We start from the raw sequence: 15,752 nt of genomic DNA on the forward strand, positions 1-15,752 counted from the left end.
CTTTCTAATGTCAAGGTGTGTCAAATCAAACTTCCGGTCGAGCGAGCGCTCAATTGGCTTTCCAGATACCTCGCAACGCGGAATGTCCATTCCCGCACGCTTCCCTCCTGCCCGCCTCGGGGGCTCTGTTCAATCTTGAGCGGAGGCAGCGGGGACTCATAGAAACGGGCCAGTTTGACGGCAGCCCTGCAGAAAAGCGCATCGCCGCCGAACTGTGTGTCACCGGTTCCGAAGATGAACGTATTCGGCGGTTTATAGCCCACGTCCAGGATAAAGTCCTTCACTTCTTCAGGCACACTGCCCTCCGCCCAGGTGAATGAACCTAATATTAGCGCGTCGTATCCGGAAACATTGGGGACCGACTCACCTCCGATCCAATGAAAATTGACGGAATGGCCCGCCTCCTCGAAGAAATCGGCGATCAGCTCAGCTGCTTCCTTCGTGTTGCCGCTGTATGTGGCGTAGGCGATCAGCACGTCCATGATGCGACCCTCCCTTGGTAGTGCGCCGACCATATTCTTAACTCTCGCCGGCATAATCTTAGCTCTCAGAAATGTTCACGACTGGCACCATTCGCACTCTTCCACGTCACTCGCTGTGGAGCGCGTGTAGTAGGTCGTCTTCATCCCCGACTTCCATGCCTGCAAATGGAGGTCCAGCAGGACGCTGGCGCGGATGGTATTCGGGACGTAAAGGTTGAATGAGATCGACTGATCGATGTGGCGCTGGCGGGCGGCGTTTTGCCGGACGCTCCAGCGCTGGTCGACGATATAGGCGGAGCGACGGTACACATCATAGGTCCGGTGATCAAGGTCCGGTGCCACGACCGGGAGTTTGTAGTCTTTCTTTTCCTCGTGATAAAACGGCTTGAAGACAGGATCAATCGATGCGGTGGAGCCGGCAATGACGGATGTCGAGGAGTTCGGGGCAACAGCCATCATATAGCCGTTTCGGACACCGCTCCGTCCGACTTCCGCCCGGAGCGTTTCCCAGCGTTCCTCCTCGTATCCCCGGCGCTCGAAGTACGTCCCGGTCTGCCAGTCCGAACCGGAAAAGAGCGGATATGCGCCCTTCTCTCGTGCCAGTTTCGCGGATGCACGGATCGTATAGTAGGCGATATCTTCATATAGACTGTCGGCTAATTCAACAGCCTCTTCCGACTCCCACTGGATGTTGTTCTGCGCGAGCAGATGGTGCCATCCGAACGTGCCCAGTCCGATACCCCGGTAACGCCCGTTGGTCACCTGCGCCTGCAGGACGGGGATTTTGTTCAGATCAATGACGTTATCGAGCATACGGACCTGGATGTCGATCAGCCTTCCGAGCACACCCGCCGGCACCGCTTTGCCAAGGTTAATCGATGACAGATTGCAGACGACGAAATCTCCTGGCGTCCTTCTGCTGACGATGACGCCGTCTTCCAGCACTTCCTGTGAAGCGCTCGTCGCGCTCATATTCTGGGCAATTTCTGAGCACAGGTTGGACGAGTAGATGATCCCTTCATGCTTGTTCGCGTTCATCCGGTTGACTTCATCGCGGTAAAACATGAACGGCACGCCTGTCTCGAGCTGGCTGCGCATGACGCGCTTCATAATATCGATCGCCGGTACCTTTTCAGAATGGATATCCGGGTGCGCAACGCATTCTGCATACCGCTCGCGGAAAGAGCCGCTCCCCCGCTCTTCGTCATAGAAGTCTTCAAGCGACCAGCCCATGACGGTGCGCACTTCATGAGGGTCGAACAGATGCCAGTCGCCACGCGCATCGACCTGTTCCATGAACAGATCAGGCAGACAGACACCGGTAAAGATGTCATGGGCACGCAGGCGCTCGTCGCCATTGTTGAGCTTGAGGTCCAGGAACGTGAGGATGTCCTTGTGCCAGACATCCAGGTAGACAGCGACTGCCCCCTGGCGCTGGCCAAGCTGGTCGACGGATACAGCGGTATTGTTCAGTTGCTTGATCCACGGAAGAACACCGGATGATGCGCCCTTGAAACCTCGGATTGCGGCGCCCCGGGAGCGGACTTTCCCCATGTAAACGCCGATCCCGCCGCCGTATTTGGACAGGTTTGCGATGTCAGTGTTCGAATCATAGATGCCCTGTAGCGAATCGTCGACAGTGTCAATAAAGCAGGATGACAGCTGGCCGTGCGGCTTTCCGGCATTCGCGAGCGTCGGCGTCGCGACGGTCATATAGAGATTTGATAGTGCCCAGTAGGCTTCCTCGATTTTTCCGAGCCGGTCTTCCGTTTCGTTCCTCATCAGCGTCATCGCGATAACAAGCCAGCGCTCCTGTGGCAACTCAACCGGCTTTTTATTGAAATCAGTGGCCACATAGCGGTCTGTGAGTGTCTTCAGGCCGGTGTACGTGAACAGCCGGTCGCGTGACGGATCGAGAAACGTACCGATTTCCCGGAGCTCGCGTTCAGAGTATTGCTCGGTAAGCGCGGTTGTGTAGAAGCCGGCTTCAGCCTGTGTGCGGACATGGTGCGCGAAGTCGCCGTAGACTTCTTCCGTGCCGCGGCGCTCCTTCTGCTCGCGGTAAAGTTGGGCAAGCAAAATGCGTGCCGCAACATCCGTCCAGTACGTTTCTGTCTCATCGACCCGGCCGAGCGCCTCGCGGATCAGATGCTGCGGGAGTGCCGGGCCGCTATAGTCTTCTGCAGCGCGGCGGAGCGGGGCGATTTTATCTGCCGTGAATTCCTGTTCCAATGCGGATAGGATGTCGGGCTGATCTGTCTGTTTGGTGGTGACCATGGATATTCCTCCTTAGTGGTTATGGCGACGCGAAATGGTGTGTTGCCGGCGCGAAACCGGTCTTCAGACGCGCAAAAGCCCCGTCCGAAGAAGGTTCTTCGGCGGGGCTTCCGCTGTTTGCGTGTGGGTAATGGAGGATCGGGCCCGGGGATGAATGAAGAGATGAATAAAAGATATGAAAGGCCGGCGCCCGTTCGCATCCACCTCTCAACCCCCGAAGAAAGTGTCGCTTGCCGATGGATGGCAGGTCTACTGGCTCGCGCTTCTTCCTTCCGCCGGCCTTCCCGCAGCAACGGCTGCAGTGGCTTCTTCGGCGGTCGTCGGCGCTTACAGTTGCGGGGACAGCTCCGGATTTTCCGGATTCCCTTTTAAACCGCGATTGGTACCAACCCATCGTTACTACAATATATTGTGTTGTCAATTCTCATATAGCCTAACATATTGTGTTTTAAACGTGAATAGGACGAAAGGCTACGAAATTTGGCGAAGCGTGTCATCCACACACGGATTCTACTATACCAGACATATCGCTCCCGACAAGGGCGTTCGTTTATTCCACTAATTTCAGTCCTACCGCAGCCCCGAGGATCATCAAGATAAATAATATCCTCCGCCAATCTTTGGATTCCCCGTAGATCCACATGCCGGCAAGTGCTCCGCCGGATGCACCGATGCCCGTCCAGATGGCATAGGCGGTGGACATAGGAAAGAATTCCATGGCGTACGCGAGCAAGATGAAGCTGGCGCCGAATGCGCCGACCAGCAGCAGAAGCGATTTGGCGTTGCGTTCCCGGTTGAGCCGGTTGATGCTCAGGACGCCGGCGGTTTCAAACAGACCGGCAGCAATCAGTGAGAGCCATGCCATTCGTTTTCTCCCCCTTCATCCGTGACGAATTTCAGTCCGATCACACCCGTAAGCAGGACGGTGATCAGGATCAGTTTGGCCGGGTTGACCGCCACACTGAACAGGATGATCTCGGCGATGACGGTGCCTGCCGCACCGAGACCGACAAAGACGGCATATGCAGTGCCGACAGGTAAGGTGCGGCTGGCAACGATCATCAGATAGAAGCTCACCCAGATGGCCGCAGCGGTTCCAAGCCATTCCATTGCGCTTTCCGCGTGTTTAAGTCCGATCACCCAGCCGACTTCGAAGACAGATGCGACGATGATTTTTCCCCAGTCTTTCATGTAATTGTCCTCCTCTACTGATTTCCTCACCCTGTCGGACCGGCACCCTGTCCAAACAAAAAAGCCCGGGAGCATGCTGATCCGACAGCATCTCCCAGGCTTTTATCCTTCCGTGGCACGGCAATTAATGCCGTGAGCCCCCTCTCGGACCAGACCGGCGCACTCGGCGTCGCGGAACCCTAGGGGACTTGTTTGTATGAGGTTGGTTTCATTATAGCAATTCGGCCTTGGGCGGCAACTCTCAGGCTTGGGGAGGGGAATTCGTCAGTGTGTGTGAAAGTACACTATTAGCCCGCGAAAGTACACAATCAGGTCACGAAAGTACACCATTGTCCCTTGAAAGTACAGCAAGCTCTCCCATTCCTCAGACGAGGCTTGCCTCTACGACCCGTGTATACCGGTTTTCTCTAAACGGCAACCCCAGATGATTGCGCAGGGTCACACCTTCATAATCCTCCCTGAACAGGCCACGTTCCCTTAAAATCGGGACGACTCCGTTCACAAAACTCTCGAGAAGACCCGGCAGGTTGGCGATCAGCATGAAGCCGTCTGCCGCATCCGTCCGGTACCACTCTTCAATCCGGTCGGCCACTTGTTGCGGTGTTCCGATAAACGGGGTTTTCGGTGCGGCTTCTCGCATGGCCGCCTCTCTTAAAGTGAGTCCATCGCGGCGGGCGCCTCTGATGATGCGCTCGGTATCGCTCTGGAATCCGTTCGCTCCAAGGCCGCCCAAGTCCGGAAACGGCTCGTCCGGATCATATTGGGTGAAGTCATGGTGGTCGAAGTGGCGGCCGAGGTCGGCGAGCGCTTCATCCAGCGAGACGGTGGCAGTAAGCTCTTCGCGGATGCGGAACGCTTCTTCCTCCGTCTCCGCGACAATCGGGCTGATGCCCTGGATGACGAGCAATTCATCCGGGTTCCTGCCGGCGCGCACCGCCCGCTTTTTCATGTCCCCATAATACTCACGGGCCGCTCCGATATCCCCGTCGATCGCAAAAACGACTTCCGCCGTGTCCGCCGCAAATCTGCGTCCATCCTCCGACTTGCCTGCCTGGAAGATGACAGGCTGTCCTTGTCGCGACCGGGCAATGTTGAGTGCGCCTTGGACTGAGAAAAACTCCCCGTCGTGATCCGCCTCGTGCATCTTATCCGGATCAAAGAAGTCGCCGCTCGCCTTGTCGCGCACAAACGCATCATCTTCCCAGGAATCCCACAGTTTCTGAACCACTTCGGTGAATTCGGCGGCCATCCGGTAGCGGATACTATGCTCCGGGTGCATATCCCGGCGGTGACCGAAGTTGAGCGAGGTGCCGCCAAGGCCTGTCGTGACAGCGTTCCATCCTGCACGCCCCCCGCTCAGCATATCGAGGGAGGCCAGCTGCCTGGCCGCGGCAAAAGGTTCGCTGTACGTGGTCGAAACCGTCGCGACGAGCCCGATCCGGGAAGTCACAGCCGCTAGCGCGGACAAAATCGTGAGCGGCTCGAAGCGGTTCAGATAATGGGGAGTCGACTGCGGGGAAATGTACATCGCGTCCGCGACAAAGATGAAATCAAATTTACCGCGTTCCGACACGAGAGCCTGTTTCCTATAGAAATCAAGGCTGACACTCGCATCAGAGGGGATCGCCGGATGCCTCCAGTCCGTCCGGCGTTCCCCCACTCCGTGAATCATCGTCCCCAGAATCATTCCTTTTCCCATGATGCATACCTCCCGGATGATATTGGCTTCATCATACCGCCTTTCTTTACAGGTGTAAAGACACCTTTTACTGGACAATTTCCGACTTTATTTCCCGGGAAATGTCGAAAACGCCCTTTCCTCGTCGGGAAAAGGCGTTTCATTTAAAGGGCGGCCTGTATCGTTTTCCGGTAATAGCCGATTGTGAGTATGGCGAATGCGAGGTAGACCAGGGCATATGCGATCATCGCGATGGTCACAGGCATTGTGATATCAGTTGACGTGAACAGGAACGAGACCGATTTTATGGCGAATACGGAGTGGACAAGGCCCATCAACAGCGGAATCCCGAAGACGAATGCCTGCTTGCGGCGGATGCCTTTCATGATTTCGCCGGTCTTGAATCCGAGCTGGCGGAGTGTCGTGTAGCTGCGCTTTTCCTGTTCGGCCTCGCTCATCTGCTTGAAGTACAGGATGCTGCCGGTCGAGACTAGGAAAGCAAGACCAAGGAAGCCGGTGATGAAAATCATGATGCCGTTGTATGACAATGATTCCTTATAGGTGGAATAGAAATCGAGGGTCATTTCTTCCCTGTAGTTCTTGAAGATAGCCGAAGCTTCTGCAAGGTCACCCTTGTCGTCCAGATTAAAGGCGACTAGAGGACGATGTGACTCAGCCGGAGCCGCTTCCTTGATGCGGTCGAATGTTTCCCCATTCAAAGTCAGTTGCGTATAAACTCCCGCATAACCGCTTGCCACTTCCTGTGTACCAATGGAAGTGACGTTCAATTTCTCCGTTCTTCCATCCACAGCGACAGAAGCCCCAACCGGAAAGACTTCTTTGGTCAGAAGCCAGGAAATCCCATTATTATGGATCGTCGCTTCTCCAGTTTCCGGCTCTTCGATGTCGAGTCCGGCTGCTTTCAGTTCCCGTGTATCAAACACGAGCAGTTCAACCGTGTTCCCTTCCCAATTGAGAAGATCCGGCAGATTTTCACCGCTAAATGCACCGGTCAGCTCAAGATAAGTGATGGGCTGCTGGGTGTATCCGATGCCTGCACTGTCCAGGTCTTCGGCGAACTGTGCGGCTATTTCCGCAGAAGTCCCTTCGTTGCCTTCTCCTACTTCGTCAATCAGAAAGTCGTGCGGAACCCTCACGCGCGTTTCCTGCTCAGTCGAGTAATACATCGAGTAGGCAAACCCTGCCATGGCGAGAGTCATCGCGGACAACGTCGTGATGACGGTGAGCGACTTTGCGTTGGCCTTCATCCGGTGCATGAGCGGTGCGAGGGACAGGGCGCCGGCAAGCCCGATGTGGCCATTCTGCTGTTTTCTGACCAGGGTCATGAGCCAGCCGATCGTCACACGAAACGCGATGTAAGTTCCGACTATGACGAGCATGAGGACAAGCAGCATATTGAAAAACAGAAACGCGGTCATCATGTATTCCGAGTTGGCGAACCAGTAGCCGATGCCGATCATGGCGATGCCCAGGATTCCGAGAAGTGCAGACAGGATTGGCTTTGGCTGCTTCGGATGTTCATCCTTTTTATCATCATTGAACAGATCGATCAGCTGCGAGCGACGGATTTTCCAGAACATGCGGAACGATGTGATGACGATCAGGACGGCGAATACGACCGCTGTCTGGAGAAACGCCGCTCCACTGAATGACAGATTAACGAACCCTTCGTAGCCGACGAGCTTCATGAGAAGCAGCAAGAACAGCCTGGAGACGAGCATCCCTGCGCCGATTCCGACGATGAAGGCGCCGGCACCGAGCAAGATGTTTTCAATGATGAGGAGGCGCGACACCGCGCCTTTTGTCAGGCCGACCAGCTGATAAAGTCCGATTTCCCGGCTCCGGCGCTTCAGGAACAGGTCATTCGCATAGGTCACGAAGATGAGAAGGATCCCGAACAGCAGGACGGTCGCTGCCTGGAAGCCGGATGCCATCTTGGCCGACAGGTCGGTCTGTTCCACGACGGCCGAGTCGTGCTGAAGCGTCGAGAAGATGAAAAACAGCGTGACGCCGAAGATCAGCGCGAAAAAGTACAGATAGTAATGTTTCAGGTTTTTCCGCATGCTGCGGATCACAAGGTCAACGAGCGTCAACGCGGTCACCTCCAAGCACAGCCTGCATGTTCAGGATGTCCTGGAAAAATGCCTGGCGAGCTTTGTCACCGCGGTACAGCTCGGAGTACATCGCGCCGTCCTTCAGGAAAATGACTCGGCTGCAGTAGCTGGATGCGACCGCATCGTGAGTGACCATCATGATCGTCACGCCGCGTGATTTATTGACGTCTTCCAGCGTGCCGAGCAGCGCCGACGCTGACTTGGAGTCGAGCGCTCCTGTCGGCTCGTCGGCGAACACCATCGACGGATGGTTGACGAGCGCACGCGCGGCGGACGTCCGCTGTTTTTGACCGCCGGATATTTCATGCGGGTATTTGTGGCCATGCTCCTTGATGCCAAGGATGCCCGCGATGTCGTTGAACTGCTCCTCGGCCGCCTTTTTCGAAAGCCCGCCGAGGGACGCCGGAAGAAGGATGTTTTCTTTGACCGTGAGCGTATCCAGCAGGTTGTAGTCCTGGAAGATAAATCCGAGCTTGTCGCGGCGGAACGTCGACAGTTGCGCATCCTTCATTTTCGATGTTTCCTGTCCGTCGATCGTGATTGTGCCTGATGTCGGACGGTCGATCGTCGCGAGCACATTCAGAAGTGTCGTCTTCCCCGCTCCCGACGGTCCCATGATTCCGACAAACTCCCCTTCACGCACTTGGAGATTAATCCCTTTTAGCACTTCGGTAGAATTCAGTTTGGAACCGAACGATTTGCTGATCTGATGCGCCTGCAGCACTGTGCGGCCATGTGGTTGGTTGGTGTTTGTCACCATGATGATTCCTCCCGGCGGCGGGATTTATAGCCCCGCCCGATTTGTTGAGTTTATCATAACGCGCACAGGCGACTGCGGTCGTTCGATATTGGTTACAATCAAGGTGGCACAAGTGACGATTCTGTAAGGTTAGGCGTGCAAGACGGAATGAAGCGGGACATTCGCGTCAGGCATCAGGATATTCATGATATAATTTGGTGAATTATTTAGGCTCAAAAGGATTGGCCTGAAGCCATGCGACCGCAATTTCACGGTTATGCCTTCAACAATGTTGCACGAATAGCGTTCATAAAAGGAGAGACTCAAACATGACCAACATTACCCCGTTCCTCATGTTCCAGGAAGCCAACGCAGAGGAAGCAATGAACTTCTACACATCGCTCTTCAAAAACTCTGAGATCACCAGCATCGTCCGGTATGGTCCGGATGTTCCCGGCGGCGAGGAAGGCACCGTTATGCTTGCGACATTCACATTGAACGGCCGCGAATTCAAGTGCATCGACAGCAGCATCCGCCACCAGTTCGACTTCACCCCGTCTATCTCGATCTACGTGGACGTCGACACCGAAGAGGAAATCGACCACTTGTACAGCAAGCTTGCAGAAGGCGGCATGGAACTCATGGCACTCGGCAACCACGGATTCAGCCGAAAATTCGGCTGGGTCAATGATAAGTACGGGGTGTCCTGGCAGATCAATTTGCCGTGAGCGTCCGACAGGGATGCTTCGCCACTTTCAGGGGTAGATTCGTCACTTTCAGCGCCACATTCATCACTTGCGCATTAAAACTGTACGATCTATCGTCTATTATCCCATCAAAAAAGGGACGCATCGCGCGTCCCTTTTGTCATGCCCCGAACTTAACATTCGTGGGCATCTCTCAGGCTAATATCAGCCTTTTATTAACGTCAAAAAGGATAGCAAATGCCACCCCTCCTGATCCTATTGAAAAATGGATTCTATCATGCAAAAAGCAATTAACGTTATGGGAATCACGATTAAGCTTGTACTATGGGGAAATAAGCCAAAGTACGGCAGCGATAAAGACAAGAGTATAACCAGCGTAGCTATTATTCTGACAGCCAATAGTTGATCTTTGGTATGCAAACTTTTCACCCACCCTTGATGTACAGGTTATTCAGAACGTGACTGCCCGATAAGCGACTGCAGGAACTGAATTTTCTTCGACTGCCCCAAAACAATCATCATCAAACCTAATTTCAGAATCAGAGATGCGATGAAGCCCAAGTCATCCCAAATCCCCCCTATCCTGATGCAGGTCACATCGTACGGCAAGGCTAACACAGGACGGAATTGGTTTAAATAGGAAAAGGGACGCATCGCGCGTCCCTTTTGTCATGCTTCGATATAGAAAAGATATTCCTGGCCGGATTTCTCTGGTTCTTTGGCGAGTTTATAGCCGGCGGTGACGACTTCTTCCGGAACGTTGCGGAATGAGCCGGGGCAGTCGGTGACGACGTGGAGGACCTGGCCTTTCTGCATTTCTTTGAGGGCGTCGAGTGTGTAGATGACCGGGTACGGGCAGGATTCGCCGCGCAGGTCGAGTGTGAAGTCAGCTGACAATTCGTTTCTCCCCTTTCGGTAGGATCAGTGTGCCGCGCTTGTGTTTCGAGTAGAGGTCGACGAACAGATAGCACGCGGTGAGCATCGTGAGCGTGGCGATGATCGCCCAAATCGGGCCCATCGCCGGGATGAGATTCAACTTCTCGCCGCCTGCAACAAGCAGGTTGTAGACGCCGAGGTGGTCCCAGGCAAAGGCGAGCGCCGTGACGCCGATGAGATTTCCGGCGAAGACGAACAGGTACAGCACCTGGCCTTCCATGAGGCGGTACATCATACCGGTCTCACAGCTGCTGGCAAGGACGATGCCCAGTCCGAACAGGAAGCCGCCGACGAATGTGCCGATGGAGGTGACCTGGGTAATTGGCGTCATGCCGGTATTTGCAATGATGATGATTGTCAGCAACGAGCTGATCGCCATGGCGATCACAATCGCCTTTGCCATAAGCGTGCGGCCGGTGATCCACAGGTCTCGGAACGCTGACGTAAAGCAGATCTGGCCGCGTTCGATCAGGATGCCGAAGATGGCGCCAAAGATCGCTGCGGTGCCGAGAAGCGGACGGCCGGTCATGAAGAACCAGGCGATCAGAGCTGCGTAAAGCAGCGCGATCAGGCCGCCGATATACGGCTGGATGACCTGCTTTTCCTTTGCAGTTACGGGTGCCGGCCCGCCTTTCATGAGCTTCGGCTTCCCTTTCCACCATTTGGTCTTGGCGACCTTCACGCCCAGGTAAGTGCCGAGGCCTGTCGCGACGATGAAGATCCAAGAGTGGAACGAGAACTGCGGGACGCCGGTAAAGAACGCAGCAAGGTTGCAGCCCATCGCAAGGCGTGCGCCGAACCCGGCGATCGTTCCGCCGATCAGGCCCTGTACGTAGCGTCGCTTCTGCTTTGGCTTGCGGATTTTGAAGTTATTGGCGAGAAGGACGGTGATCAGGGCGCCAATCAGCATGCCCCAGACGATCCAGCCGTCGGAGCGGGCGAACGTCGAGCCTTCCAGATGGACCAGGTCAAAATAGGCCCAGGTCGATGTATCAACGCCGAAGAACTCAACGACATGCCCGCCGAGCCGCGTGAACTCGCCGGTCACCGCCCACACCGTGCCGGTGAGCCCGAAGTAGGCCGCACTGAAGATGCCGGCCGCCACCAGCGCCATAACCGGGTTCCAATACTGGCCGAACACCCGATTGTAGAGGGTTTTCATGATGAGGACTCCTTCTATTCTACTGAAAAAAAGACGGATGCAAGATCCGCCGGTCAGTCGTTTTCCTTAAAAAGTATAGTCCTCACTCCAGGGTTCGTCAAATTGGCTCCGGGAACAGGGCGGAGCCGTTTTATTTCCCCTGCCCTGTCTGTCCTTGGTCCCGCTCCTCTTTCCTCTTCGCAATCATCCCCCGCACGACATCCGGTGCCGGCCCGCCGGTGATGCGGCGGCGTTCGACGAAGGCGACCGGGTCGGCGATGGCTTTCCAGTCCTCTGCGGTAAGTGCCACATCACCGAGCCAGCCGTTGACCGTTTCGAGCGGAATCTCATAAAGTTCCTTTTCCTGCCGGTCGGCTTCGCGGGCGATCAGACTTGCCTTGTGATGGGCCCGGCGGAATGAGACGCCGTAGTCCCTGGCGAGCACGTCCGCCAGTTCTGTGATGGTGATCATGTTCTCTCTCGCCTGGCGGAGGGCGCGATCTTTGTTGAAGGTGAGCGTGGTCACGACGGCATGCATCAGCCGGAGCACACGGGTCGCCTTTTCAAAGCCGGTATACAGATGCGGCTGGAGGTCATCTTCGGTGTCGTTGATATCGCCGTACGGCGTGTTATGGATCATGTGGATGACTGCAAGGCCTTCCGACGCGGCGCTCGAGGCGAGTGCGCGGGAGTGCTCCATCGAGACCGGATTCCGCTTTTGCGGCATGATGCTCGAAATCTGCACGTAGGCATCGGACACCCGAAGCAGGCCGACTTCTTTGGAAGCCATCCGGAGGAATTCCTGGATCCAGCGGCCCATGTTCGTCATGAGGCTGACAAGGCTCTGGGCGGCTTCGATCAGGTAATCCCCGGTCCCGATGGCGTCATACGAGTTCTCGATCATCCCCTCGAACCCGAGCAGTTCCACCATCCGCTCCCGGCTGATCGGGAAGCCGGTCGTCGTGATCGCGGCCGCGCCCATCGGCGACTGGTTCACCGTGTGGCGGGCTCGCTTCAGCCGCTCGATGTCCCGGATCAGGTTGTCGTAGATGGCGACGAGGTAATGCCCGAACGTCGTCGGCTGGGCAGGCTGGGTATGGGTGTGCGCCGGCATGACCGACTCCACATGCTCCTCCGCCTGGGCGAGCAGGGCTTCAGCCAGAGCTTCTGCCTGTTCGACCGTCTCGGCCAAATACTGCCTGAGGACAATCCGGTACATCGCCTCGCCCATGTCGTTCCGGCTTTTCGCGATATGCATCTTGCCCGCCAATTCCTCGCCGATCAGCTCGCCGATCTTCGATTCCACGAGGAAAAACAGGTCTTCATGCTCCGCGGAGTACTTGAGTTCCGCCCGGTCCATCTTCCAGACTTCCCGGATGGCGTTCAGAATCTTGCCCGCCTCCGCTTCGGCCAGGATCTTCTGCTCGGCGAGCATCTGGGTGTGGGCGGCGTGTACCTCGAACATTGCATCAAAGAGGTAGTCACGCTGGTCGTCAAACACCGGACGCAAAAGAACGTCCACATACGTTTTTCCAGGGAAGACATCCCCGTCGGCCACAACAAATTCTTTTTTCCATGCACTCATAATGCTGGCACCTCAAATTCTTTTTGATTAACCCAGTGACTTTTCTGCCTTGACCCCGAGGAATCTGCTGGAGATGAACATGACCACTGCAATTAGAGCCACCTGGATCATGCCGTATGCTGCAGCCTGCCCGATGTTGAACATCCGGAGCTGGTTCATGATTTCAATCGAGATCGGACGGTTGCCGATCGTGTAGAGAAGGACGGATGTCGGGAATTCCCCGACCGCCTGAACAAACGCGAGCAGTGTACCACTCAGGACACCCGGAAGGATAATCGGAATGACGACTTTCCGGAATGTATAGAACCATTTCGCTCCCAGATTCTGTGCAGCTTCTTCGATGGAATCATCCAGTTGCTCGAGAACAGCGTTCGTCGATCGCACAACAAGCGGCAGGAAGCGGATAAAGTAGGCGAGCGGCAGGATCCAGAAGGTCCCTACAAGGATCTGTCCGAACGAAAACGGGTTCGGCGAGTTAAACGCCAGAATCAGGTTCATCCCGACAACGGTCGCCGGAAGAGCCCAAGGAATCATCACGAGAATATCCAGGAGATTCTTCCCGACGAACTTCCGTTTGACAAGTGCATAGGACGTGAAAATCCCGAAAACAAATACGCCGAGACAGGCGATAAACGCCATGATCAGACTGTTGCGGACCGGCTCCCAGATATATGGCGTATCAAACAGCATCGTATAGTTTTCCAGGTTGAATGCGGTCGGGTAGGTCTGCCATGTCCAGGTCCCTTCCGGCACGAGTGACAGGATAAGCAACGTTGCATGAGGCAGCAGAAGTACGATCATTGCGATGACCCCGAGTGTGACCATCGTCCACTTTAGGAGCGGATTGCTCACTTCACTCCGGTGCGCACCGATTCCCTTGGACGCCATCCGGTAATCCTTCCTCCCCTGATACCAGCGCATAAACAGAAGGAACGTGATCGAGACAATCGACAGGATGACCGACTGTGTTGCGGCCATCTCAAGATCACCATTGATCTTAGAGAAGTAAATCTGCAAACTCAGCACCCGGAACCCGCCGGCCAGAAGGAACGGCGCACTAAAGCTGGCCATCGACACCATGAAGACAAGGAGCGAGGCTGCAACCAGGCCCGGTGTCAGGAGCGGGAACGTTACCTGCCAGAACACTTTGAAGCGGTTCGCACCCAGATTGGATGCCGCTTCTTCGAGGGAAGGATCCAGATTGGACAGGGCGGATGCCGTTGTCATATAGAAATATGGATACATCGTATAAGCATGAACGATCAGAATGCCGGAGATCCCGCCGATTTTAAACGGAACTTCCGAGAGATTCAGCAAGTCCTTGATTGCATTCGGGATGAGGCCTGCTTCTCCGTAGAGGAACATAAACGCCATGACGCCGACGAGAGAAGGCAGGACGATCGGCATGATCGCAATGTTGGAAAAGAACCGGCGGCCCGGAAACTCATAGCGGTTGAAGATGTATGCGAGCGGCACGCCGATCAGCGCGCTGAACAGGACCGACAGCAATGAAATCCAGACCGAGTTCCAAAGTGCCTGCAGGTTGGCCTTCGCCTTCGAACCAAAGAAGTCCTCATAGTTCTGGAGCGTGGGGACGCCATTTTGGAAAAAGCTCTCATAGGCCGTCCTCAAGGTCGGATAAAGCACATAGCCGATCAGAATGAGAATGACCGGGATCAGGAGCAGCAGTGTCTTCCTTTTTTCAGCGTTCAGCATGACGGCGCCCTCCTTTAGCGGACTGGCGCAGATTCCGATTTTTCATGAATCACACCCCCGCTTTCGGCACAATCCGGATCTGGTCTTCCGGAAGGCGGACATGCACATCGGCGCCTTCTTTCAGATAGGTGCTCGGCCCCTGGTTCAGTGCGGTGCCGACTAAGGTCAGATGATCGTTCATCTCTACATAGGTATGTACGGCCGCTCCGGTAAACTGGACCATTTTCACTTTCCCGGGAAAAACATTTGCTCCGGTCAGCGGCTGGTCAGACACTTCCACAGCTTCCGGCCGTACCGACATGCACAGCTCATCGTTTTCGGTGTATCCGCCAATGTTCAGGGAGGTGTCCTTGACCGCCAATTCTCCGTTCAGCTTATCGGCATGATACGTTCTCCGGCCTTCCCCGGCATGGACTTCTTTGACTGTCAGGAGATTTGTTTCTCCGATGAATTCGGCGACGAAGTCGTTGACCGGTTCATTGTAGATCTCTGTCGGTGTGCCTACCTGCTGGCATTTGCCGAAATTGAAGACGGCAATCCGGTCGCTCATCGTCAAAGCCTCGACCTGGTCATGCGTCACATAGATTGTCGTGATCTGATATTCCTTCTGCAGCCGGAGGATTTCCGCCCGCATTTCATCCCGCAGCCGCGCATCCAGGTTACTGAGCGGCTCATCCAGCAAGAGGATGTCAGGTTCGATGACGAGTGCACGGGCCAATGCGACCCGCTGCTGCTGGCCTCCGGAAAGCTGGCTTACCTGCCGGTCGACATACTGGTCGAGCCGCACTTTCCTTAACACGTCTTCCACGCGTTTTTTCGTTTCTTCCTTACTCATCTTCCGCACCTTCAGGCCGAACGCGACATTCTCGAAAACGGTCATGTGCGGGAACAGCGCATAGTTCTGGAACACCATGCCGGTATTCCGTTTTTCAGGCGGGACGGTCGTCATATCACGATCGTTAAATTTCACGACCCCTTTTGTCGGATAGTAGAATCCTGCGACCATCCGTAGAGTGGTCGTCTTTCCGCAGCCGCTCGGCCCGAGGAAAGTGAAAAATTCCCCTTCCTTGATCAGGAGGTCAAGGTCCTCTACCGCCGTCACTTTGCCAAATTGCTTGGTAATCGCTGATAAATGAACGGTTGACACAGCAACCACTCCCTTCCC

At 55.3% G+C, this 15,752-nt stretch carries 13 protein-coding genes and 2 riboswitches; of the genes, 1 reads left to right on the top strand and 12 read right to left on the bottom strand.

Annotated features, from left to right (window positions below; translation table 11 throughout):
• Positions 1–20: 20 nt before the first annotated feature.
• From BMX91_RS04390 to BMX91_RS04420, 7 genes are all read right to left on the bottom strand, one after another.
• The gene (locus tag BMX91_RS04390; RefSeq protein ID WP_092050317.1) at positions 21–482 is read right to left on the bottom strand and encodes a flavodoxin; all 462 of its coding nucleotides are present in this window, start codon (positions 480–482) and stop codon (positions 21–23) included.
• Positions 483–557: 75 nt separating this feature from the next.
• Positions 558–2,759 carry a ribonucleoside-diphosphate reductase subunit alpha gene (locus BMX91_RS04395; RefSeq protein WP_092050319.1) on the bottom strand — a complete coding sequence of 734 codons (2,202 nt, stop codon included), beginning with the start codon at positions 2,757–2,759 and terminating at the stop codon, positions 558–560.
• A 225-nt stretch (positions 2,760–2,984) separates the two neighbouring features.
• Positions 2,985–3,164: riboswitch (cobalamin riboswitch) on the bottom strand.
• Between the two features lie 145 nt (positions 3,165–3,309).
• Positions 3,310–3,624 (bottom strand): DMT family transporter, encoded by a 315-nt coding sequence (locus BMX91_RS04400; protein WP_092050321.1) that lies wholly within the window; start codon positions 3,622–3,624, stop codon positions 3,310–3,312.
• Complete coding sequence (locus BMX91_RS04405; protein ID WP_092050323.1) at positions 3,606–3,950, bottom strand: DMT family transporter; 345 nt, start codon at positions 3,948–3,950, stop codon at positions 3,606–3,608. The genes BMX91_RS04400 and BMX91_RS04405 overlap by 19 nt, the downstream gene beginning before the upstream one ends.
• Positions 3,951–4,039: 89 nt before the next feature.
• Positions 4,040–4,144: riboswitch (guanidine-I (ykkC/yxkD leader) on the bottom strand.
• Positions 4,145–4,314: 170 nt separating this feature from the next.
• On the bottom strand, positions 4,315–5,649 hold the full coding sequence (locus BMX91_RS04410) for an LLM class flavin-dependent oxidoreductase (RefSeq protein ID WP_092050326.1): 1,335 nt from the start codon (positions 5,647–5,649) through the stop codon (positions 4,315–4,317).
• A 143-nt stretch (positions 5,650–5,792) separates the two neighbouring features.
• Positions 5,793–7,751, bottom strand: a complete 1,959-nt coding sequence (locus BMX91_RS04415) for an ABC transporter permease (protein WP_245744244.1) — start codon at positions 7,749–7,751, stop codon at positions 5,793–5,795.
• Positions 7,729–8,523: an ABC transporter ATP-binding protein gene (locus BMX91_RS04420; protein ID WP_092050329.1), complete on the bottom strand. Its 795-nt coding sequence runs from the start codon at positions 8,521–8,523 to the stop codon at positions 7,729–7,731. Before BMX91_RS04420 ends, BMX91_RS04415 begins: the two co-directional genes overlap by 23 nt.
• 308 nt (positions 8,524–8,831) lie before the next feature.
• Here BMX91_RS04420 and BMX91_RS04425 point away from each other — a divergent pair, with 308 nt between their 5' ends.
• Complete coding sequence (locus tag BMX91_RS04425; RefSeq protein WP_092050331.1) at positions 8,832–9,230, top strand: VOC family protein; 399 nt, start codon at positions 8,832–8,834, stop codon at positions 9,228–9,230.
• Positions 9,231–9,878: 648 nt separating this feature from the next.
• On the opposite strand, the gene yedF is transcribed toward BMX91_RS04425, so the two are convergent.
• From yedF to BMX91_RS04455, 5 genes are all read right to left on the bottom strand, one after another.
• Entirely contained in the window at positions 9,879–10,106 is a 228-nt protein-coding gene (gene yedF / locus BMX91_RS04435; RefSeq protein ID WP_092050336.1) for a sulfurtransferase-like selenium metabolism protein YedF, read from the bottom strand.
• The gene (gene yedE, locus BMX91_RS04440; RefSeq protein ID WP_092050338.1) at positions 10,096–11,307 is read right to left on the bottom strand and encodes a selenium metabolism membrane protein YedE/FdhT; all 1,212 of its coding nucleotides are present in this window, start codon (positions 11,305–11,307) and stop codon (positions 10,096–10,098) included. The genes yedF and yedE overlap by 11 nt, the downstream gene beginning before the upstream one ends.
• A 130-nt stretch (positions 11,308–11,437) precedes the next feature.
• Positions 11,438–12,871: an argininosuccinate lyase gene (gene argH, locus BMX91_RS04445; RefSeq protein ID WP_092050341.1), complete on the bottom strand. Its 1,434-nt coding sequence runs from the start codon at positions 12,869–12,871 to the stop codon at positions 11,438–11,440.
• 27 nt (positions 12,872–12,898) lie between these two features.
• Entirely contained in the window at positions 12,899–14,587 is a 1,689-nt protein-coding gene (locus BMX91_RS04450; RefSeq protein ID WP_092050344.1) for an ABC transporter permease, read from the bottom strand.
• A gap of 49 nt (positions 14,588–14,636) precedes the next feature.
• Positions 14,637–15,734 (bottom strand): ABC transporter ATP-binding protein, encoded by a 1,098-nt coding sequence (locus BMX91_RS04455; protein WP_092050346.1) that lies wholly within the window; start codon positions 15,732–15,734, stop codon positions 14,637–14,639.
• Positions 15,735–15,752: the final 18 nt, after the last annotated feature.

It is taken from the genome of Bhargavaea ginsengi (assembly GCF_900109165.1).
Classification (GTDB): domain Bacteria; phylum Bacillota; class Bacilli; order Bacillales_A; family Planococcaceae; genus Bhargavaea; species Bhargavaea ginsengi.

Bases quoted from the DNA above. Each gene is read 5' to 3' on its own strand.
- BMX91_RS04390 (WP_092050317.1), bottom strand. From the start codon at position 482: ATGGACGTGCTGATCGCCTACGCCACATACAGCGGCAACACGAAGGAA.
- BMX91_RS04395 (WP_092050319.1), bottom strand. From the start codon at position 2,759: ATGGTCACCACCAAACAGACAGATCAGCCCGACATCCTATCCGCATTG.
- BMX91_RS04400 (WP_092050321.1), bottom strand. From the start codon at position 3,624: ATGGCATGGCTCTCACTGATTGCTGCCGGTCTGTTTGAAACCGCCGGC.
- BMX91_RS04405 (WP_092050323.1), bottom strand. From the start codon at position 3,950: ATGAAAGACTGGGGAAAAATCATCGTCGCATCTGTCTTCGAAGTCGGC.
- BMX91_RS04410 (WP_092050326.1), bottom strand. From the start codon at position 5,649: ATGGGAAAAGGAATGATTCTGGGGACGATGATTCACGGAGTGGGGGAA.
- BMX91_RS04420 (WP_092050329.1), bottom strand. From the start codon at position 8,523: ATGGTGACAAACACCAACCAACCACATGGCCGCACAGTGCTGCAGGCG.
- BMX91_RS04425 (WP_092050331.1), top strand. From the start codon at position 8,832: ATGACCAACATTACCCCGTTCCTCATGTTCCAGGAAGCCAACGCAGAG.
- yedE (WP_092050338.1), bottom strand. From the start codon at position 11,307: ATGAAAACCCTCTACAATCGGGTGTTCGGCCAGTATTGGAACCCGGTT.
- argH (WP_092050341.1), bottom strand. From the start codon at position 12,871: ATGAGTGCATGGAAAAAAGAATTTGTTGTGGCCGACGGGGATGTCTTC.
- BMX91_RS04450 (WP_092050344.1), bottom strand. From the start codon at position 14,587: ATGCTGAACGCTGAAAAAAGGAAGACACTGCTGCTCCTGATCCCGGTC.